21 protein-coding genes and 1 tRNA gene are annotated in these 19,129 nt (G+C 50.1%); 11 read left to right on the top strand and 11 right to left on the bottom strand.

Features of this window, described 5'->3' with window-relative positions; all coding sequences use genetic code 11:
- Nucleotides 1-8 precede the first annotated feature (8 nt).
- Nucleotides 9-587: a peroxiredoxin gene (locus tag AWQ23_RS00685; protein WP_030006741.1), complete on the bottom strand. Its 579-nt coding sequence runs from the start codon at nucleotides 585-587 to the stop codon at nucleotides 9-11.
- A gap of 70 nt (nucleotides 588-657) precedes the next feature.
- Between AWQ23_RS00685 and AWQ23_RS00680 the strand changes: the two genes are divergently transcribed.
- Nucleotides 658-1,530: an S-methyl-5'-thioadenosine phosphorylase gene (locus tag AWQ23_RS00680; RefSeq protein ID WP_062431704.1), complete on the top strand. Its 873-nt coding sequence runs from the start codon at nucleotides 658-660 to the stop codon at nucleotides 1,528-1,530.
- Between the two features lie 250 nt (nucleotides 1,531-1,780).
- Nucleotides 1,781-2,125, top strand: coding sequence for a hypothetical protein (locus tag AWQ23_RS00675; protein ID WP_062431702.1), 345 nt, complete (start codon nucleotides 1,781-1,783; stop codon nucleotides 2,123-2,125).
- A gap of 122 nt (nucleotides 2,126-2,247) precedes the next feature.
- On the opposite strand, the gene AWQ23_RS00670 is transcribed toward AWQ23_RS00675, so the two are convergent.
- Entirely contained in the window at nucleotides 2,248-3,264 is a 1,017-nt protein-coding gene (locus tag AWQ23_RS00670; protein ID WP_062431700.1) for a type I glyceraldehyde-3-phosphate dehydrogenase, read from the bottom strand.
- Nucleotides 3,265-3,565: 301 nt separating this feature from the next.
- On the opposite strand from AWQ23_RS00670, the gene murC reads away from it, so the two are divergent.
- The 3 genes from murC to AWQ23_RS00655 all read left to right on the top strand — a co-directional run bounded on the left by murC (nucleotide 3,566) and on the right by AWQ23_RS00655 (nucleotide 6,477).
- Nucleotides 3,566-5,032: a UDP-N-acetylmuramate--L-alanine ligase gene (gene murC / locus AWQ23_RS00665; RefSeq protein ID WP_062431697.1), complete on the top strand. Its 1,467-nt coding sequence runs from the start codon at nucleotides 3,566-3,568 to the stop codon at nucleotides 5,030-5,032.
- A 39-nt stretch (nucleotides 5,033-5,071) separates the two neighbouring features.
- Complete coding sequence (gene murB / locus AWQ23_RS00660; RefSeq protein WP_062431695.1) at nucleotides 5,072-6,016, top strand: UDP-N-acetylmuramate dehydrogenase; 945 nt, start codon at nucleotides 5,072-5,074, stop codon at nucleotides 6,014-6,016.
- A 128-nt stretch (nucleotides 6,017-6,144) separates the two neighbouring features.
- Entirely contained in the window at nucleotides 6,145-6,477 is a 333-nt protein-coding gene (locus AWQ23_RS00655) for a YbaB/EbfC family nucleoid-associated protein (RefSeq protein ID WP_012305742.1), read from the top strand.
- A gap of 164 nt (nucleotides 6,478-6,641) precedes the next feature.
- Here the strand turns inward: AWQ23_RS00655 and AWQ23_RS00650 are convergent, their stop codons facing one another.
- The 6 genes from AWQ23_RS00650 to AWQ23_RS00625 form a co-directional block, all read right to left on the bottom strand.
- Complete coding sequence (locus AWQ23_RS00650; RefSeq protein ID WP_062431693.1) at nucleotides 6,642-8,648, bottom strand: caspase family protein; 2,007 nt, start codon at nucleotides 8,646-8,648, stop codon at nucleotides 6,642-6,644.
- A 133-nt stretch (nucleotides 8,649-8,781) separates the two neighbouring features.
- Nucleotides 8,782-8,855: transfer RNA gene (locus tag AWQ23_RS00645), tRNA-Asp, on the bottom strand.
- 136 nt (nucleotides 8,856-8,991) lie between these two features.
- Nucleotides 8,992-9,729 (bottom strand): isoprenyl transferase, encoded by a 738-nt coding sequence (locus AWQ23_RS00640; RefSeq protein WP_012305739.1) that lies wholly within the window; start codon nucleotides 9,727-9,729, stop codon nucleotides 8,992-8,994.
- 15 nt (nucleotides 9,730-9,744) lie between these two features.
- On the bottom strand, nucleotides 9,745-10,626 hold the full coding sequence (gene cdaA, locus AWQ23_RS00635; protein WP_012305738.1) for a diadenylate cyclase CdaA: 882 nt from the start codon (nucleotides 10,624-10,626) through the stop codon (nucleotides 9,745-9,747).
- Nucleotides 10,627-10,787: 161 nt separating this feature from the next.
- Nucleotides 10,788-12,176 carry a diaminopimelate decarboxylase gene (gene lysA / locus AWQ23_RS00630; protein ID WP_030006748.1) on the bottom strand — a complete coding sequence of 463 codons (1,389 nt, stop codon included), beginning with the start codon at nucleotides 12,174-12,176 and terminating at the stop codon, nucleotides 10,788-10,790.
- A gap of 97 nt (nucleotides 12,177-12,273) precedes the next feature.
- Entirely contained in the window at nucleotides 12,274-12,555 is a 282-nt protein-coding gene (locus AWQ23_RS00625) for a hypothetical protein (RefSeq protein WP_062431691.1), read from the bottom strand.
- Between the two features lie 268 nt (nucleotides 12,556-12,823).
- On the opposite strand from AWQ23_RS00625, the gene rimI reads away from it, so the two are divergent.
- On the top strand, nucleotides 12,824-13,378 hold the full coding sequence (rimI, locus tag AWQ23_RS00620) for a ribosomal protein S18-alanine N-acetyltransferase (RefSeq protein ID WP_062431687.1): 555 nt from the start codon (nucleotides 12,824-12,826) through the stop codon (nucleotides 13,376-13,378).
- 119 nt (nucleotides 13,379-13,497) lie between these two features.
- On the opposite strand, the gene AWQ23_RS00615 is transcribed toward rimI, so the two are convergent.
- On the bottom strand, nucleotides 13,498-14,787 hold the full coding sequence (locus AWQ23_RS00615; protein WP_062431685.1) for a glucose-1-phosphate adenylyltransferase: 1,290 nt from the start codon (nucleotides 14,785-14,787) through the stop codon (nucleotides 13,498-13,500).
- Between the two features lie 145 nt (nucleotides 14,788-14,932).
- Here AWQ23_RS00615 and AWQ23_RS16395 point away from each other — a divergent pair, with 145 nt between their 5' ends.
- From AWQ23_RS16395 to thrB, 5 genes are read left to right on the top strand one after another with little or no spacing between them, the layout of a single operon-like run.
- Nucleotides 14,933-15,061: a hypothetical protein gene (locus AWQ23_RS16395; protein ID WP_254903487.1), complete on the top strand. Its 129-nt coding sequence runs from the start codon at nucleotides 14,933-14,935 to the stop codon at nucleotides 15,059-15,061.
- A 29-nt stretch (nucleotides 15,062-15,090) separates the two neighbouring features.
- Nucleotides 15,091-15,831, top strand: a complete 741-nt coding sequence (locus AWQ23_RS00610) for a pyridoxine 5'-phosphate synthase (RefSeq protein WP_030006752.1) — start codon at nucleotides 15,091-15,093, stop codon at nucleotides 15,829-15,831.
- Between the two features lie 53 nt (nucleotides 15,832-15,884).
- Nucleotides 15,885-16,208 (top strand): MgPME-cyclase complex family protein, encoded by a 324-nt coding sequence (locus AWQ23_RS00605; protein ID WP_030006753.1) that lies wholly within the window; start codon nucleotides 15,885-15,887, stop codon nucleotides 16,206-16,208.
- A gap of 30 nt (nucleotides 16,209-16,238) precedes the next feature.
- Nucleotides 16,239-17,042: a hypothetical protein gene (locus AWQ23_RS00600; protein ID WP_157072171.1), complete on the top strand. Its 804-nt coding sequence runs from the start codon at nucleotides 16,239-16,241 to the stop codon at nucleotides 17,040-17,042.
- A gap of 21 nt (nucleotides 17,043-17,063) precedes the next feature.
- Nucleotides 17,064-17,981, top strand: a complete 918-nt coding sequence (thrB, locus tag AWQ23_RS00595; RefSeq protein WP_062431681.1) for a homoserine kinase — start codon at nucleotides 17,064-17,066, stop codon at nucleotides 17,979-17,981.
- 43 nt (nucleotides 17,982-18,024) lie between these two features.
- Here the strand turns inward: thrB and AWQ23_RS00590 are convergent, their stop codons facing one another.
- Together AWQ23_RS00590 and AWQ23_RS00585 are read right to left on the bottom strand one after the other, a co-directional pair.
- The gene (locus AWQ23_RS00590) at nucleotides 18,025-18,564 is read right to left on the bottom strand and encodes a Uma2 family endonuclease (protein ID WP_157072170.1); all 540 of its coding nucleotides are present in this window, start codon (nucleotides 18,562-18,564) and stop codon (nucleotides 18,025-18,027) included.
- 39 nt (nucleotides 18,565-18,603) lie between these two features.
- Complete coding sequence (locus AWQ23_RS00585) at nucleotides 18,604-19,101, bottom strand: 2TM domain-containing protein (protein ID WP_062431679.1); 498 nt, start codon at nucleotides 19,099-19,101, stop codon at nucleotides 18,604-18,606.
- Nucleotides 19,102-19,129: the final 28 nt, after the last annotated feature.

Here is a 19,129-nt window from a genome sequence, read left to right as displayed (position 1 = left end):
TGTCGATTTTAACCCATTGGGGGAAGCTGGGCTGAGGAATTTGCCATCAAGGAATCAAGGTCTGTGAGGACTTCTTGGCTATGGATCGCAGGATTTACTCCTAGATAAATTTTGCGCAAAATCCCTTCTGGATCAATGAGGTAGGTGTGGCGCAAGGAATAGCCTGTCAAGTAGGAACCGTACTGCTTGCTCACATCCCCGGTACTATCGGCTAAGAGGGGAAACTTTAAGCCTTCGGCATCACAAAAAGCTTCGTGGGAATCGACATCGTCAACACTGACCCCCAGCACCTGCACATTACGCTCTAGGTATTTAGGGAGATCCTGTTGGAAACGGCGGGCTTCGAGGGTACAGCCAGGGGTGAAATCCTGGGGATAGAAGTAAAGTACGACCCATTGGCCCCGGTAGTCCTGGAGGGAAAATTCTTGAATTTCCCCCTCGCCGTCATTGCCTAGGAGGGTGAATTCTGGGGCGAGCTGGTTAAGTTCGGGTTGGGGGCCACCCAGGGCGATCGCCGCCTCACCGGGGAACCACATAAAGGCGATCGCCACCACAGTAATGAGAATCGTCCGAAAAAATTGCAACATGGAATTTCAAGCTGGTTTTGATACAAGATAATGTTGTAGCAAATCAAGGCAAATCTAACAGTGAGTCACCATGGCAGACATTAAAATTGGCATCATCGGCGGTAGCGGTCTCTACAAAATGGACGCCCTCCAAGACATCGAAGAAATTACCGTTGAAACTCCCTTTGGTGCCCCTAGCGATCGCCTCATCAGCGGCACCCTCGACGGCACCCCCGTTGTCTTCCTCCCCCGCCATGGCCGCCATCACCATCTCCTCCCCACAGAGCTTCCGTTTCAAGCGAATATCTACGCCCTCAAATCCCTCGGCGTTGAATACATTATTTCTGCCTCGGCTGTGGGTTCTCTCCAGGGGCATATCAAACCCGTGGACATGGTCATTCCCGATCAATTTATTGACCGCACCCGCCACCGCACTGACACCTTTTTTGGAGACGGGATTGTCGCCCACATTGCCTTTGGTGATCCTATTTGTCCTCAGTTGGCGAAGATCCTCGGTGATGCAGTGGCATCCTTAAATTTAGAAGGCGTTGATCTCCATCAGGGCGGCACCTATGTCTGCATGGAAGGCCCGGCCTTTTCTACTAAAGCCGAATCCAATCTTTACCGCAGTTGGGACGCCAGCATCATCGGCATGACCAACCTCCAGGAAGCAAAACTGGCCCGGGAAGCAGAAATCGCCTACGCAACCCTCGCCCTCGTGACCGATTACGACTGTTGGCACCCCGACCATGACAGTGTCACCGTTGAAATGGTCATTGGCAATCTCCACAAAAATGCTACCAATGCCCAAAAAGTGATCCGGGCTGTCGTCGAAAAACTAGCGGCAAATCCTCCCCAGTCCGCTGCCCATGATGCCCTTAAATATGCGATTCTCACTCCCCTCGACCAAGTCCCAGCTAGCACCAAGGAGAAACTTGCCTTATTGCTCAACAAATACTTGTAAATCAGTCCAAAATTAGCACTCTTCTCTAGAAACTGCTAAATATTGCAAAAAGTTTGCAGATAACCCTTTTAGGGGGAATTTTCCTTAAACTAGATCAGTAACAGTCCCTATACCTCAACCATAGGGACGAGCGCTCTCCCTCCCACTGTCCTATCCTGTGGCGATCGCCTCTAATGTACGGGACAGTCCCAGCCTGAGGATGCTGTGGACTGACTTTTCCCCTGGTTATGCGTTTGGAGTGTGCAAAAAAATGACTTACGCTTTCGATCTGCTTGGGGTGACCCCCCTGCTTACTTTTTTTAACTACCAACAGCAATACGAACTAGACCCCCAGCGTCCCAAAGCCTATCTAGCCGCCTATCACTGTACTTTAGATAGCTTTATCCAGGCCCTGGATGCCATTCCGAAAAAGCCCCATTGGAACTGGGACGAAGTCGTCGAAACCATAGTCCATTTTTGGCTCAAACAAGAAGCGGTGGTGCGCCGCTGTGAACAGGAATTACCCGACGATCCCCAAGAACCCTATCTGGTGGTGGCCCGCATTGCCAATCTTCAGGCCCTACGCCATGAATTTGAAAGCCTGTTTGAGGTTTAGTCAGCAAAAAAAAGAGGTGGAACAAAGCCACCTTTTTTAACTATTAACTTTCCCTGCCTGATGAAAATGTCAAACCTTTGCTTAACATCAATGTCAGACATCGTGCATGTAGCTTTAAAGCATTATCCTTGCCAGTTTTGAGCAACGATTTCTGCGAGGTCAACAACCCGTTGAGAATAACCCCACTCGTTGTCATACCAAGCCACAACTTTAATCAGGTCACCATCCATGGCGAGGGTGAGGCTACCGTCAATAGTGGAAGATACATCAGTTCCCCGGAAGTCACAGGAGACGAGGGGTTCTTCGGTATAAGCCAAAATCCCTTTCATGTAAGTTTCAGAAGCTTCTTTTAGCACCTGGTTAACTTCTTCAGCGATGGTGGGCTTGGCCACTTGCGCAACCAGGTCAACCACGGAAACGTTGGGGGTCGGTACCCGCATGGCGATCCCGTTGAGCTTACCCTTCATTTCAGGAATAACTAAAGCAACGGCTTTTGCTGCACCGGTAGAAGTCGGCACAATATTTTCTGCTGCTGCCCGCGCCCGACGGAGATCCCGGTGGCTATTGTCGAGGATACGTTGGTCGCCAGTGTAACTGTGGACGGTGGTCATCGTCCCTTTGACGATCCCAAAACGATCATTGAGTACTTTAACAATGGGGGCGAGGCAGTTGGTGGTACAACTGGCATTACTAACAACATTTTGTTTGTCATGGCCGTACTGATCAGCGTTTACACCAACCACATAGGTGCCGATATGGCCGCCTTTGCCAGGAGCTGTAATCAGTACTTTTTTGGCACCAGCTGTAATGTGCTTAGAAGATCCTTCTTCGGTGTTGAATACACCGGTAGATTCGATTACCAAATCGACGCCCCACTCTTTCCAAGGAAGGTTGAGGGGGTTTCTGTCAGAACAGCATTTGATCACGTTGCCGTTGACAGTCAGAGAGTTGGCGTCATAATCGATTTCGCCATCAAATTTACCCAGCATCGTGTCATAACGAAGCATGTGGGCATTACTTTTGGTATCGGTGGTCGCATTGATCCCAACGACTTGGAGTTGGCTGTTTTCGCGACCAGCCCAACATCTCAAGAAGTTGCGTCCAATACGTCCAAATCCATTAATCGCTACTCTAATCACCGCGTCTTGCCCTCTATTAAAGATTAAATTGCAATAAAAGTTTTCATTTGATGACCCCAATCATATCAAAGACTGCACAATTCGATCCCCGAATTTCGGGAAACTGCCGAATTGATTTGGGAATTAAGACTTCGGTGCTACGCCTCTAGATCGATTGGCTAGACCCAAAAAGGCGATCGCCCCTAGGGATGTTTCTGCGGAATGATTTACTTGTAAATGTCCGGTAATATTGCATACTTAAATGTGTTCTGTTATCTATCGTTACCCATACCAGCGATAGAACGTGTGAGGGGAGGGATCTTTGAAAGCAGTAGATCTAAACGGAAAGCCATTCCATTTCATTGGCATTGGCGGGATTGGGATGTCTGCCCTTGCCTATGTCTTGGCCCAGAAAAAGTTACCCGTCTCTGGCTCTGACCAACGCACCAGTCACATTACAGAACGCTTGGCGGCAGTGGGTGCCCATATTTTCAGTCAGCAAGTCAAAGAAAATTTACAGGCCTTTGGGGGGGAGTCCGATGCCATTGAACATCACAACGGTTTACCCCAGGTCATTTGCTCAACGGCTATTGGCCAAGAAAATCCAGAATTTCAAGCGGCCCAATCCCTAGGCTGTCACATTTTTCATCGGTCTGATGTTTTGTCTGCCCTCGTCGCCGAATATGACAGTGTGGCAGTAGGGGGAACCCACGGCAAAACGACGACCAGTAGTTTAATTGGCTATATCTTTCTGGTGGCCGGCGTTGACCCGACTATCATTGTCGGGGGTGAAGTGGATGCTTGGGATGGCAATGCTCGCCTCGGCCAAGGTAATTATTTGGTAGCTGAGGCCGACGAATCGGACGGCACCTTGGTAAAGCTCCGTCCCCAGTTAGGGGTTGTCACAAATATTGAATTGGATCACCCGGATCATTATCAATCGCTGGATCAGGTGGTAGAAATTTTTCAAACCTTTGCCCAGCAGTGCGATCGCCTGATTGCCTGCGTGGACTGTCCCACCATCGCCACGGGGGCCGTGCCCTATCAGGTGGGCTATGGGTTACAGAATCTTGAACAAGCTGATTATTGGGCGACGGATATTCACTACGGAGCAACGTCAACCCGGGCAACCATTTGGGAACGAGGCGATCGCCTCGGAGAAATTAATCTAGCCCTACTGGGTGCCCACAACCTGAGTAATGCCCTGGGGGCGATCGCCGCTGCCCGGTGCTGTGGTGTGCCCTTTGAGCCCATTGCCGAGGCTTTAGCTTCCTTTCAAGGGGCAAAGCGACGGTTTGAAATTCGCGGTCAATACCAGGGCATTACTCTCATTGATGACTATGCCCACCACCCCAGTGAAATTGAAGTGACTCTCCAGGCTGCTCGGCTCCGGGCTGGTCAAGGGCGGCGCGTTGTGGCAATCTTTCAACCCCATCGGTACAGCCGTACCCAAGCTTTCTTTGATGAATTTGCAAAAGCTTTCAAAAACGCAGATGTGACCATAATTACTGATATTTATAGCGCAGGGGAGAAAAATGTAGATAACCTTACAGGTGAAGCCCTACAGCAGGCGATCGCCCATCAACAAGATGGTGACGTTGCCTATTACCCAGATCTCCAAAGCCTACCCACATGGTTAGCACCGCAACTGCAAACGGGGGATCTGGTACTGTTTCTGGGAGCCGGGAATCTCAACCAAACTATCCCAAGCCTCTTGGCTCAACTGTCTGCCAATGGCGACCCTGCGCTGCCCCAAGCGCCGTTGACCCAATGTTCTGCCCCAGACTAAGCGCTTTTGACCTTTGCCCCCTAGACCCGGAAATACGCCATGATTTGCTCCCCCTCCCGTTCCCAGATTGCTACTCCTGTGACAACCCTAGGCGACGGCAATAGCCTGATTCAAGCTCAAGTCCCCTTAGCTCACTACACCTCTTTTCGGGTCGGGGGACAGGCAGAATTTTATGCAGAACCCAGCAATTTATCCGAAACAGAAGCCTGTTTCGAGTGGTATCTCAAGCATTTATCAGGATTTCCCCTCACTATTCTGGGAGCCGGTTCTAACCTTTTGATCAGTGACAAAGGGATTCCTGGTTTCACCATCAACACCAAAAAGTTGCGCTATTACCATGCCCAAGAAGACGACGGCATTCTCGTAGCCAGTGCGGGGGAACCCATTGCTCGCCTTGCTTGGAATGCGGCGAAACGGGGTTGGAAAGGTTTAGAGTGGGCCGTGGGCATTCCGGGGAGTGTCGGCGGGAGTGTGGTGATGAATGCGGGCGCTCACCAGGGCTGTGTCGCCGATCAGTTATTGTGGCTCAAGGTGCTTGATCCCGACGGGACGATTCATCAGCTCCAACCGGCGGATCTCGATTACCGTTACCGCACGTCTAATCTCCAGGGGAGCGATCGCCTGGTTCTGGAAGCCGCCTTTCAACTGGAACCCGGTTTTGAGAAAGCAACGGTACGGGCGGAAACCAATCGGAATCTGCGGATGCGCAAATCGACCCAGCCTTACCATCTACCTAGTTGTGGTAGTGTTTTCCGCAATCCCTATCCCCAGGCGGCGGGCCATTTAATTGAACAAACAGGATTGAAAGGGTATCAAATTGGCGGAGCCCAGGTAGCCGAACGCCATGCTAATTTTATTGTCAATTGTGGTGGGGCGAAGGCCATGGATATTTTTCAGCTAATTCAACACGTCCAAGCCCAGGTGGAGCAGAGCTGGCAGGTTTTACTGAAACCCGAAGTGAAAATTCTGGGGGATTTTTCCTAGGCCCCGGCAGAAACTCCCCTGAAAACGTCAAATGGTGCCGGGAGATATTAAGATAGGTTACGGATTAGATGCCCTAGGGGGTCTAATCTAGACGAGACAATCACGAACATTATTATTTTGTAAAGACTATGCCACAAGGATTTGGACTCGGGAAAATGAAAGAGCTGGCCGCCGCATTCCAGCAAGCCCAAAAGGTACAGGAAGGGGCGAAAAAACTCCAAGAAGAGCTCGAAGCGATGGACATTGAAGGTACCAATGCCGACGGTTCTGTAAAAGTGATTCTCAGCGGTAACCAGGAACCACGGGGCGTAGAAATTTCCCCAGAGGCGATCGCCAAGGGCGCAGAGGAACTTTCGGCTGCCGTTTCTGAAGCACTGACCGATGCCTATACCAAATCCACCGAAACCATGCGCACCCGGATGGAAGAGCTAACCAGTGGCCTCAACCTCCCCGGCCTTTAATTCAAAATAAACATCATTCACCTGGCGAGTTTGGGCTGCGGAAAATACCCACACCAAGACCCAATCCTTCAACTTAAAAAAACAATAATTTTTGACCCCAGGGTTTTGTCTTGGGGTTTTTTATTGTTTGATTTGATTTTTTTTAATTATGCCAAGCGCCAAAATTAGGATGACGCCTCCGTTTCCACAACGGTGTAGGTAAAGCGCAAACCCGCCCACTGGGTCGTGGAGAAAACATAATTTTCTTTATTTGGTTCTGTGCCTTCTGGGGGAACCGCTTGCAAATCGCTGAGGAGACCTTGGATGAGGGGCAGGGATTTTTCTAGCTTCTGGGGAATGGTCTCTAAATCCCCAAAAAGTTGGGTGGCCTGGTCTTGGAAATTTTCAAAGGGGCGATCGCCAATGACCCAATAAATTGTCCACACTCCCAAGGGACGTAGCGCCGTTAATTCTAGGGGGCTGGTTGCGGTTTCTGGGGGGATCTTGAGACCTTCTTTAGCAGTCAGGAGCAGTAATTCTTGTTTCGGGCTTTGGGCAAAACCTAGACAAAATAGAGGTTGCGTTCCCGTATTTTCCAATTGATATTGCCCCTTTTCTCCCACCGTAAACATCGGCTGAGGATTAGGATTGCTCTTCGACTGCCCCAGGCTAAAGGGTGTTGTTTTTGCCGTCAGCAGGGTCGAAAAACGATCCAAACGCTGGACCGTTACTTTCAAAGGTAGTTGGGTGCTGGTTTCATTGACCAACAACCGGAGCCATTTTAAGGCTAATAATTGTTCTAGGCGGGGTAAAAGTCGATTGACTGAAGATTTGATCGCTTCGTTGGTATCGCTGGCTGGCACCACACCGGGGACAATTTTGCCAGGGACGGTGGTCAATTGATAGGCTTCATCAAAAACATAATCTACCCAATCTTGGGGGTTACTGACGCTGGCGATGTTGGTCAAACTCGCAAAAGCACTGGTGGCATCCACCCGTTCGATGCGACTGAGATCCTCAGCCAGGGCAATTTTTAAGGCGAGGTTGCGGGGCAGATGGCGTTTCGTTTCTTGGATTGCTGTGCCAACGGTGACATTCGGCGTAGAAGATTTCCCTTGGCCGAAAACCCCTGCTTTGCCGCTGAGTTGGAGAATCGGCGCTGTTTCGGTACGAATTGTTAATTCACTACCGGGGGCGATCGCCTGCAAAATTTCCGGTTCAAAGCCTCCCAAATAAACTTCTAATCCCGTGGGATTTTGGCTAAAAATCTGACCCGTCGCTGGCAGCGTATCGCTGGGGAGGGTGCCATAGAGGGGCGCGGTCTTAGTACCCAAAAAGGTCATTGTTGCCGGTTGCGTCTCATCCTTGGGTAAACGCACAGCAAGGTTCGTCTGGGCCGTAGTGACGGTGACCATCGGGTCATAGGCGGAGAGATATTGCCCAAGGGCCGCCGTAAATAGTCCCGTCATCACACCATTAATTTGCACTTCTGGGGTAATGCCCTCGGTGGCAGCCCACAGTTGAATCAAAGCTGATCGCCCCAACGCAAAACTAGAACTTGATTTGACGGTGGTGGTTTCGGGGGCAACGATGGGGGCGATCGCCGTTTCATCGGGATAAGTGCGGGGTCGCCAATAGGGGGCTGAAGGCCGGGAGCCAGGATCAAAACTGGTATCCAAGACGAGAATTCCTTGGGCTGGATTGAGATCTTGGATTAAGGCTTGAAAAGTGCTCAGGGCGATCGCCTCAGGGCCAGATTTCCCCGGAAGTACCAGGGCTGGTATCGGTTCTGGATCCGCTGGATCTGTGACTAAGCGAGTACCATAGCCGCTGAAATGCACAAAAACCAGATCCTCCGGTTTCACTTTTGTCTTCAGGTCTGTTTGAAACGTTGTAAAAATACCGCTGCCACTGGCTTGATCATTACGGAGAGTGACGATGTCCGTCGCCGCAAAACCAAAACGTGATTCCAGCAAATGTTTCTGGATTTTTAGATCCTGCTGACAACCCCCCAAATTAGGCCCTTGACCATATTGATCGATGCCGATAAGCAACGCGATCTTGCGACCCCGAAATTGACTGAGAGCCTGGGCAGATTGTTTGAGATCAGATGGCCGTAAAAACGAAGAAAACCCCAGGGCACCACAGGTCAACCCCAAAGCTTGTAAAAAATCACGCCGACGCCATGCCATCCTAGTTCACTGCCTTTGAAATTCTGATATCAGCCTACCAGTACATCACTATTCCTGGCTAGAGCTATTTACCGCACTGTATTGCAAGATCTGCATCCACAGCCAAGGGCGGGCTATATTCTTCTTTACTGTACGGGACTGACGGGACTCGAACCCGCGACCTCCTGCGTGACAGGCAGGCATTCTAACCAGCTGAACTACAGTCCCAAGTGGTTTAGGTCACTTTTAATAATATAAAGTCAGAAATTGTATATGTCAACTCCTTGGCGCAATTTTTTTTAAACAATACCCGAAGCTCAGCCTTAGATAACTGCATGGCGATTTTATGACATTGTTCAGGGGCTTAAACGGTGGCTTTACCGAAGCGACGTTCCCGTTGTTGGAAAGCCAAGAGGGCGCGGTGGAGTTCGGTTTTGTCAAAATCGGGCCAGAGGGTAGGGGTGACATAAATTTCGCTATAGGCCATTTGCCACAACAGAAAATTACTCAGGCGCATTTCACCACTGGTGCGGATCAAGAGATCGGGATCAGGGATGCCGTGGGTATAAAGGTGATCGTTGATCAAAGTTTCGTTGATATCGCTGGGTCGCAGTTCTCCGGCAGCAACTTTGGTGGCGATCGCCCGACAGGCTTGGACTAATTCTTGGCGTCCACCGTAGTTGGTGGCAACGGTAAATTGAATGCCGTTATTGTGCTGGGTTTGAATGACGGAGCGTTGAATTTCCGCCTGGAGGGAATAGGGTAAGGAGGTCAGATCCCCCACAAAGCGAATTTGAATCCCTTTGGCCGCCCAAATTTTAATTTCTCGCCGCAGCACCTTTTCAAACAAGGTCATCAAAAATTCCACCTCGGTGGGGGGACGCCGCCAGTTTTCGGTGGAGAACGCATAGACCGTGAGGGCATGGATTCCCCAGTCCTGGCAGTAGGTGAGCATATTGCGGATTGTGTCTACCCCTTTTTGGTGACCCATAATTCTAGGTAAACCACGCTGTTGGCCCCAACGACCATTCCCATCCATAATGACAGCGATGTGTTTGGGAAGCTTTTGGGGATCGAGGTCAGCGGGCAAAGGATGAACCATAGTTACAGTCAAAGGTTAATCTTTGTGGGTGAAAGGGAGATTCAGTTGCCGAAGAAACTTGAGTAAATCTTCCCCTTGAGATTTTAGCCGACGACCCAGGTCACCTAGGGACGGCGTTACAGATTCGCGATCGCCAGTGGTGAAATATTCCGAGAGCAGTTCTTTGAGTTCATTGCTGGTGAGGGGGCGATTCAGGTTCCCCCGGTCTGCGAGGGAAATAGAACCCGTTTCTTCGGAAACCACCACACAGACACAGTTTTCAGCTTGTTCTGTGATGCTGCGGGCAGCCAGATGACGAGTGCCTAACTGACGGAAGCCGGATTTTTCGGACAAATGGAAGAAGACCTTTGCGGCCACCACCCGGGAGTCACGGATCAAGATCGCGCCATCGTGGAGGGGATTTTTGTCGTAGAAAATCGATTGGAGCAGTTCCTTAGAGACCTCTGCATCGATGGGGACTCCAGGCTGGGCAATGCCTTTTTTATCGATGGGAATGGCGGTGGTTTCAATGAGAATTAGCGCTCCGGTACGGGATTGAGAGAGTTCTTTAACCGATTCAACAATCCGGTCGAGCACGGTATTTTCGGAGTTCGTATTCCGCGCCTCGACGGGCCGGAGCAATTCCATGATTTTACCTTGGCCTAATTTCTCTAATAGGCGCTTCAGTTGGGTTTGGTAGACTAGGGCGATCGCCACCGCAGAGATCAACAGTAATTTATCGAGGAGAGCCGCCGCATATTCAAATTGATATATTTCTGCTGCCTTATCAGCAATCATCAACAGCAAAAATCCCCGCATCACCCAGAGGGTTCGTCGGTCTCGAATGGCAAAAACCGCCACATATACTAAGAACAATGTCAGCGCAATATCCGCAATGTCAAACAGCCAATCTGGCATCCTCTATTACCGCTACTCCAGCACAACCAACAACTTGCCATCAGACTCTATCATGTCATGGCGGGGGTAACCTTGGGCAAAGAAAAACGGGGTTGGCGATCGCCCCAATGTGGCTACCCCATCTACCCCGTTCCCCAAAATGTTTAACCAATGAAAAGAGATCAGCCTTGACGTAGCCGTTCCGGCAAACAATCTTGACGCACTAAATCCTCCAAGGTTTCCCGACGGATAATCAGTTGGGCATCCCCTTCATTCACCAGTACGGCTGCCGGGCGACCGATGCGATTGTAATTCGAGGCCATACTGTAGTTATAGGCTCCCGTCGCCAGCACCACAAGGATATCCCCCGGTTGGGGCGTGGGCAGTTGGGCATCCTTGATCACCACATCCCCCGACTCACAATGTTTACCCGCTACCGTGACTGTTTCCTCGCAGGGGGCCGACAGGCGATTAGCAATGACCGCCCGGTACAGAGATTGGTAGGTAATCGGACGGGGATTATCAGACATGCCGCCATCCACAGAAACATAGGTACGAATTTCTGGTACAACCTTACGACTCCCAACGGTGTAAGCGGTAACACAGGCACTACCGACGAGAGAACGGCCCGGCTCTACGATTAATTTCGGTAACGGAATCCCATGGCTCCGGCAGGCTGCTTCGAGGGACTGGGCAACATTTTGCGACCAGGCTTCAATGCTGGGAGGATCATCGGATTCGGTATAACGAATCCCTAAACCGCCGCCAAGGTTGAGAATTTCTGGGTTTAGGCCATAGTCAGCGGCTTTTTTGTACCAACCAGCGAGGACATCACCGAGATCTTTGTGGGGTTGTTGTTCAAAAATTTGCGACCCAATGTGGGCATGGAGGCCAATGCAGTTTAAAAATTCAGCCTGGCTCACCAGGGCAAAGGCCGCTTCAATTTGGTTCGGGTCAAAGCCAAATTTGCTATCTAAATGCCCCGTCCGGATATATTCGTGGGTGTGGCACTCGATGCCGGGGGTGAGGCGCAAAATAATCTTGGCCGTTGTTTGGCGATCGCCTGTGAGTGCCTTGAGCAATTCCAACTCAAAGAAATTATCAACAATGATCGTCACCCCTTGGTCGAGGGCAAAATTCAGCTCCTCGCGGGATTTGTTGTTGCCATGGAAATAAATTTTTTGCGGGCTGACTCCAGCTTTGAGGGTTGTGTAGAGTTCTCCGCCAGAAACCACATCGAAGCCTAACCCTTCACTGTCAACAATGGCGCAGATGGCCATGCAGCTCCAGGCCTTAGATGCATAAATCACGAGGGATTCACCACCGTAATATTTTTGGAAACTGTCGCGGTATTGACGGCAGGTGGTTCTCAGGGTGTATTCATCGAGGATATATAACGGAGAACCATATTGCTTAACCAATTCAGTCACATCGCAGCCTCCCACCACTAAGTGATCCTGGCCATTTACGGTGCTGGTCAGGGGCATTAACGCTTGGTTGGGAGACAGGCCATCTGGATTTTGGGGCAAATATTGCCGACCTGTATTGTCAGTGGAGGCTGCGGTTAACATAAGCAATTACTTTGTGGTTATCTTTTACTAGATTCAATAGAATCATAGGTAAATAAGGATACCGAAAAAATAATCACCCTTGCTATGGAAATGGCGGCTATTTGTCTAAATTTTCATTGGCGTTGGTAGTTGTCGTTTGATCACCATCCCGGCCCGTCGTCGTATTGGTATTTTCACCGCTGCTCGAAGTATTGTTGACATTCGAAGCTCCACTTTCACTGACACGAACTCGAATGGTACTACCATTCTTAGTTTTGATGGTAATTTCTGTACCATTTCTTCCTTCAGATACAGTCATCGAGCCGCCGTTAAATTCCTGAGCCATGGCATTGTGACTAAACCCCAAGAGGGAGCCGCTACACAGAGCGACAACTGCCATACTTTTTAAGGTAATTGCTTTGAGAGTTCTACTTTTTTTTGCATCGTTTGTGCGTGAAATCTGCTGTCATTGTACAAATGGATAAAAAAACTGTTTAACAATTTTTATAAACTAATTGTCTTTGCTACCGAGAGAGGATTATGGATGATTATTTTCGGCACCACCATGAACATGAAAATTTAATGACTTAACCTGGTGTCTTTCAATTTTTCTGCTGTTCGCATTTGATAAACTTTTCAAGTATTTTTATGAGTGAGTGGTGAGATTTGTGAGTGCAGTTGCTTTATCGGTGCAGCCCTTGACAGAACAAACACTGCCCCAGGCATTGGTTTTAGATCAATTATGTTTTGGTGGCCTCTGGTCTAAGGATGGTTATCTACGGGAACTAGAAAGTCCAAATAGTACCTTGTTGATTGTACCGGCTCCCCATGATCCAAATAAATTATTGGGATTGGGTTGTCTCTGGGCGATTGTCGAAGAAGCTCACATTACGCTGATGGCAGTTCATCCGGAAGTGCAACGGCAGGGCTTGGGACAACTCATTTTGTTGGGTTTGCTCCGGGATGCTAGGTTACGGGGTTTAGAACGGGCGACCCTCGAAGTCAAAGAATCCAATCAGCGGGCGATCGCCCTCTACGAAAAATTTGGTTTTAACCTGGCCGGACGCCGTAAAGGGTACTACCAAGACACTGGGGAAGACGCCCTGATCATGTGGCGCAAGGGTTTAGATCAGCCCGAATTTACTGTCCAATTAGAAGCCTGGGGAGCGACCATTGCCCAACGACTCCAGCAAAACCACTGGTTTTGGTCTCTCGATGCTTAGAAATGCCAAAGGTTATCTCTGTCCACAAAAAAACCCCATCTCACCGAGAGACAGGGCACATTGCCTAGACAAAAAATGTGATTTAAAAAGAATTTTTAAAACAAGGGCCGCAACAGATCTTAAATGACCGTACCGTCGGGAATAACGGCGTTTTTTAGTACCACTGTAATGCCGCTGCGAATGTAGTAGCCAAGCTCTTCACGGTTTGACTCCTCCACATTTTCCTTATTGACGATCATCACGTTTTTACCGATGCGTGCATTTTTATCGACGATCGCCCGGCGAATCGTTGTACCTTCACCAATCCCAATGGGAGGCTTGCCACGACGGAGACAATCCTGGCGCTTCTCATAGGGCTGATAATAATCTGCGCCCATGATCATCGTATCTTCGATAGTGCAGTCCGCTTCGACACGGGTGCGAATGCCAAGAACTGAGTGGTGAATGCGGCAGTTTTTAATGATGCAACCTTCGCTGATCATCGATTCTGTCACGTCAGCGTTGAGCACTTTTGTCGGCGGTAAGTAGCGTGCCCGGGTGTAGATGGGAGCCTTTTCGTCATAGAAACTAAAGGGTGGGATCGGCTGCTTCGTCAAGCCAAGGTTTGCTTCATAGAACGCTTCGATGGTCCCAATGTCAGCCCAATAATCATCAAAGAGATAGGCCTGAACGTTGTAGTCTTTGGCCGCATCAGGAATAATTTCTTTCCCGAAATCGGTTTTATCTTTGCCTTCTTTGAGTAGATCGAGGAGTACTTGTTTCTTAAAGACGTAGATCCCCATCGACGCAATGTAGGGCTTTTCTTTCGCCTGCTCTGGATCGAGACCTAAGGACTGGGTATCCACCTGCATCGCCTTGAGGGCTTCACCGGTGGGCTTTTCACTAAAGTCCACGACACGACCATTGGCATCAATTTTCATCAACCCAAAGGCGGGGGCCACTTTTTCGCCCACGGGAACCACAGACAGGGTGATGTCTGCCCCAGTGTCACGGTGGCGCTGGATAAATTCACGGTAATCCATACGGTAGAGGTGATCACCGGAGAGGATGATGTATTCATCGACATCCCAGTCTTCTAGAAGCCAACTGTACTGTCGGACAGCGTCGGCGGTGCCTTGGAACCAATCGGGATTTTCTTTAGTTTGTTGGGCTGCGAGTACTTCGGTAAAGCCTTCGGTGAAGCCGGTAAAGTTGTAGGTTCGACTAATGTGACGATTTAAAGATGCTGAATTAAATTGGGTTAAAACGTAGATTTTATGAATTTCAGAATTAATGCAATTGCTAACAGGAATATCAATGAGACGATATTTGCCTGCTAGAGGTACTGCGGGCTTAGCTCTGAGTTTTGTTAGCGGATATAGGCGAGTACCTGCGCCGCCGCCAAGTATGATTCCTAGGACTCGTTTCACAAAAAAGACCTCACGACTGCCTTTGACCTCTGTGTCAAGTGTATGACTGGAGGGGGGATCTCGAAAAGTAAAAATTCAAACTTTTTCGGGATTTTTTCCCCAGAATCCATCATAGGTCTGATTTTCACCGACGTCATTTTAAGATTTGGGAATCGTTTATTTAAGGGCGATCGCCGCCCCCAGAGATCCAGTGGGGGATCGTGGTAATCCCCTGCAAATTCTGCGTAATGCCCCTTCCATCTCCTTTGGCAACCCTGATAAAATGGGCTTCTAGTTTTTTATCTTCTAAGCTTATTTTCCCTAATGGTTTCCCCAAATCCTCGCCTGACCCTCGGTGTGAATATTGACCATGTTGCGACGATTCGCCAAGCGCGACGCACGGTAGAACCAGATCCAGTGGCGGCGGCAACCTTAGCGGAACTGGGGGGAGCCGATGGGATTACGGTACACCTCCGGGAAGACCGTCGCCATATCCAAGACCGGGATGTCAAAATCCTGCGGCAGACGGTGCAGTCCCACCTGAATTTAGAGATGGCCCCCACGGCGGAAATGGTGGCGATCGCCTTAGACATCAAACCCGACTATGTGACCCTCGTCCCCGAAAAACGCGAGGAAATCACCACGGAAGGGGGGATCGACATCGTGGGTAATTTTGCCCGGTTCAAAGAGGTGGTTGAACAACTCCAGGGGGCCGGGATTCCTGTCAGTTGGTTTATCGATGCTGAGCTAGAGCAAATCGAAGCGGCCCAGAAAACCGGGGCGCAATTTATTGAGTTGCACACGGGGAAATATGCCGAGGCCCAGGACTCAGAGCAGCAGCAGGCAGAATTGGCGACCCTCAAAACTGGGGCAAAACAGGCGATCGCCCTGGGGTTACGGGTCAACGCCGGCCATGGCTTAACCTATCGTAATGTTTACCCCGTCGCTTGTATCGAAGGCATGGAAGAGTTAAACATCGGGCATACCATCATCAGCCGGGCTGTGTTGGTGGGCCTAGAACGGGCCGTGCGGGAGATGAAGCTTGCCATGTGGGGACAATTGTAGGGTATCTTTACTGGAACAAAAACAGTTATAAATCTTTCTATATTGAACAAGTGATGACGACCTATCATTTTGCCCTGGCCAGCCAAAAATTTCTCTTTGAAGAAGAACCCTTTGAGGAAGTAATCAAAGAACGCATCCGCCACTACGAAGAACAAGGCAAAGAACGGGATTTTTGGGTAGTGGAGAATCCGGCCTTTATCAACGCTCCCAGCCTCAAAGAAGCGAGCGAAAAAACCCCCAAACCCTGTGTGGCGATCATCTCCACGAAGAAGCAATTTATTACTTGGTTAAAATTACGGTTGGAGTATATCTACGTCGGCGAATTTGAGGCTCCCTCTGAGGAAATTCCAGAGCCCCTCAAGTCCCTAGCCGCCTAGACTCCCCTATTCTTTCTGGCGTGTGAACTTATGATGGGCAATTTCTGGCAACCGTTGATTAGGCTTGGGCGTGCTGCTTATATCGGCAGTATCGCGGCGATCGCCTTTGTCCCCCCCAGTGTTGCCCAGCGGGGTTTATCCCAATGTCAGCCGCCCCAGGGCGCAGAGTTTTTGGTATTGGTATTTACCCCGTCTCAACCCCTCCAGGCGGAAGTGCGTAATCAAGTGAGTCAAACCCTCCCGGAAAACCAACAGGCGGTGGTTTGTGAATACGATGGCAATGTTCTCAGTCGGGTCGGGGGCTTTACGAGCCTCGAAAACGCAACCCAGTGGGCTGAATATTTTGGGGAAGCGGTGGGTTTGCCCTTGATGGTGATCACCCCAGTAGATAGTGATTTGGCCCTAGAAACCAGCCAAGCGCCGACTATTCCCCCCATGACAACGGCGATCGCCCCCGATCTGGTGGTCGAAACGACCGAGACACCAACCCGTAACGTTGCTTTGCCCCCGGCCCAGCCCCAGGCAGAAACAAAATCGACGCCTCCCCCCGCAACCCAAGGACCGACTAATTTCCGACCCCAAGGACTCCGGGGGGGATTTGGGGTGCTGGTAGAATACGGCGGGAATTTGGCGATCGCCAATCAGTTGCAGCGTTTAATGGGGCAAAATATTGGCTTGGTCGCCTACGGGGGACGCGGTTATCTGCTGGCGGCCCACACCGCAGATTCTGCCCGGATCACCGAATTGTTAAATCGTCTCAATCAAAATGGCCTCGGGGCGATCGCCGTTCCAGCCGATCAAGTCATTTTGCTGAAGGCCGACATTAGCCTTTGATTTGTTTTTTTGAAAAAGTTTATGACCTCTATCCACGTCCAAGTCCCTGCTACCACTGCCAATATTGGCGCTGGGTTTGACTGCTTAGGCGCTGCCCTTAGTCTCCATAACCAGTTCCAATTTCGCCTTGCGGGGGAAAGGGAGCCATTTTTCAGCCTCGAACTCGTCGGTGCGGATGTGGAAACCCAGAAGCTCGAAGCCACAGCCGACAATCTGCTCTACCGTGCCTTTGCGAAAGTGTTTGCAAGCCTCGGCCAGCCAGTCCCCCATGTAAATATTGCCATTGATCTCAAAGTGCCTTTGTCCCGTGGGTTGGGCAGTTCCGCGACGGCAATTGTGGGCGGCTTAGTGGGGGCCAATGCCCTGGCCGGATCTCCTCTGAGCCAGCAAGAAATTATGAACCTCGCCATCGAAATGGAGGGCCACCCCGATAATGTGGTGCCTGCCCTACTGGGGGGCTGTCAACTGTCGGTGAAACATCAGCAGGATTGGGTAATTTGCCCTTGGGTTTGGCATAAAAATGTGGTGCCTGTGGTGGCGATCCCTGATTTTGAGCTGTCCACGGAAGAAGCTCGCGCCGTTTTGCCCCAACAGTACGCCCGTGCCCAGGCGATTTTCAATGCGTCGCGGTTGGGTTTGTTGCCCCACGGGTTAGCCCAAAATAATCCTGAATATTTAACAGTGGCTTTGGATGATCAAATTCATCAGCCCTACCGAAAAAACCTGATTAAAGGCTATGACCTAGTGCAACAAGCTGCGATCGCCGCTGGGGCCTATGGCATGGTAATCAGTGGCGCTGGCCCGACGTTATTAGCGCTTGCTACACCAGAAAATGCCCCCAAAGTCGCAACGGCGATGCAAACCGCTTGGGAAGGGATTGGTGTAAAGGCGATCGCCCATGTGTTAGACATTGACCAACAGGGCACGGTCATCCTTTAGAGAGTGGATTACGAGGCTCGACAATTAACGGGAAAATTCAGGTTTAACGCTGCTGGGTCATGGCGATCACTGTTGCAACCGTCAGATTTTTGATTTCCCCTAGAGTCGGTAAAACGTTATCGCCAGCATAAATAATGGGTAGCTCATCCTGTTCCCAAACCCAAACCCGTTCCCGCTGAATATCAATTAACCAAGCCAATTCTGTTCCTTGCCCCAAACAATGCAGAATTTTGTTTTGGAGATCGAGGGTGCTCTGGTCGAGGGAGCGAATTTCAATTAGCCAGTCCGGTGCTCCCTGTAATGGGCCATCTTCTGTTAATCTCTCTGTTTTGGCGACCACAATATCCGGCACAGGCGACAGGGGCGGCACAAGACAACGCAACTCCTGAATCGCTTCATACTGGGTAGTCTGCTGGTTAATGGCATTTACCAAATTGCGCTGGAGACGGGAGTGGAACAGAGACGGCATCGGCTTTTGTTTTGCAGACCCAAACAGAAATTCCCAAGCAGGGGAAGCTTCGATATTTTTCTGACGTAAAAAATCCTCTAATTCAGTCGCGATGGGTTTAGGGATCTGGGTCATGGGCTTGGGTTAGCAAAAATGACTGGATTAAATGTGGCGCTAAGAAATGCCCTTAAGGAATTCCTGGGTTTTTTGCCAGAGGGTTTGGACAGATTCTTTGAGTTGCATTTTGCGGTCCCATTTCTGAAATTCTGTTTCGTAATCAGTGCCGCTGGTTTGCCACAGTCGCCAACTGCGTAGGGTAAAAAACAGCCCCCACAGCAGCAGCACATAGAGAGACCAGGAGGGATGTCCGGTATCAAGGGTATCTAAGCCAACGAGGAAGCTGTTGACGATACCAAAGCGAATCACGCGGTTTTTGAGGCGTTGACGGCGATATAAATTGAATTCTTGCTTTTTGCTGGTTTCAACCTTGAGGTCGAGCCAAGTCTGTTCGGCAGCGACGAGGTCGGTTTGGGGAATGCCCAGGTCAGCAGCAATTTCTTCGAGTTGGCTGCGGGTCAGTTCGCCATCGGTATCCCGGCGGGCGATCGCCAATTGGAGAATGGCTTGGATATCTTCAACTTGATAGGTGTCGGGCCCTTGGGGTGCGCTCATCGATGCATCGCAACGGAATGGTTTTCTT

The organism is Picosynechococcus sp. PCC 73109, from assembly GCF_001521855.1.
Taxonomy (GTDB): Bacteria; Cyanobacteriota; Cyanobacteriia; order Cyanobacteriales; family MRBY01; genus MRBY01.
The sequence above is the reverse complement of the archived record's forward strand: the minus strand, read 5'-3'. Positions and strand labels throughout refer to the sequence as shown.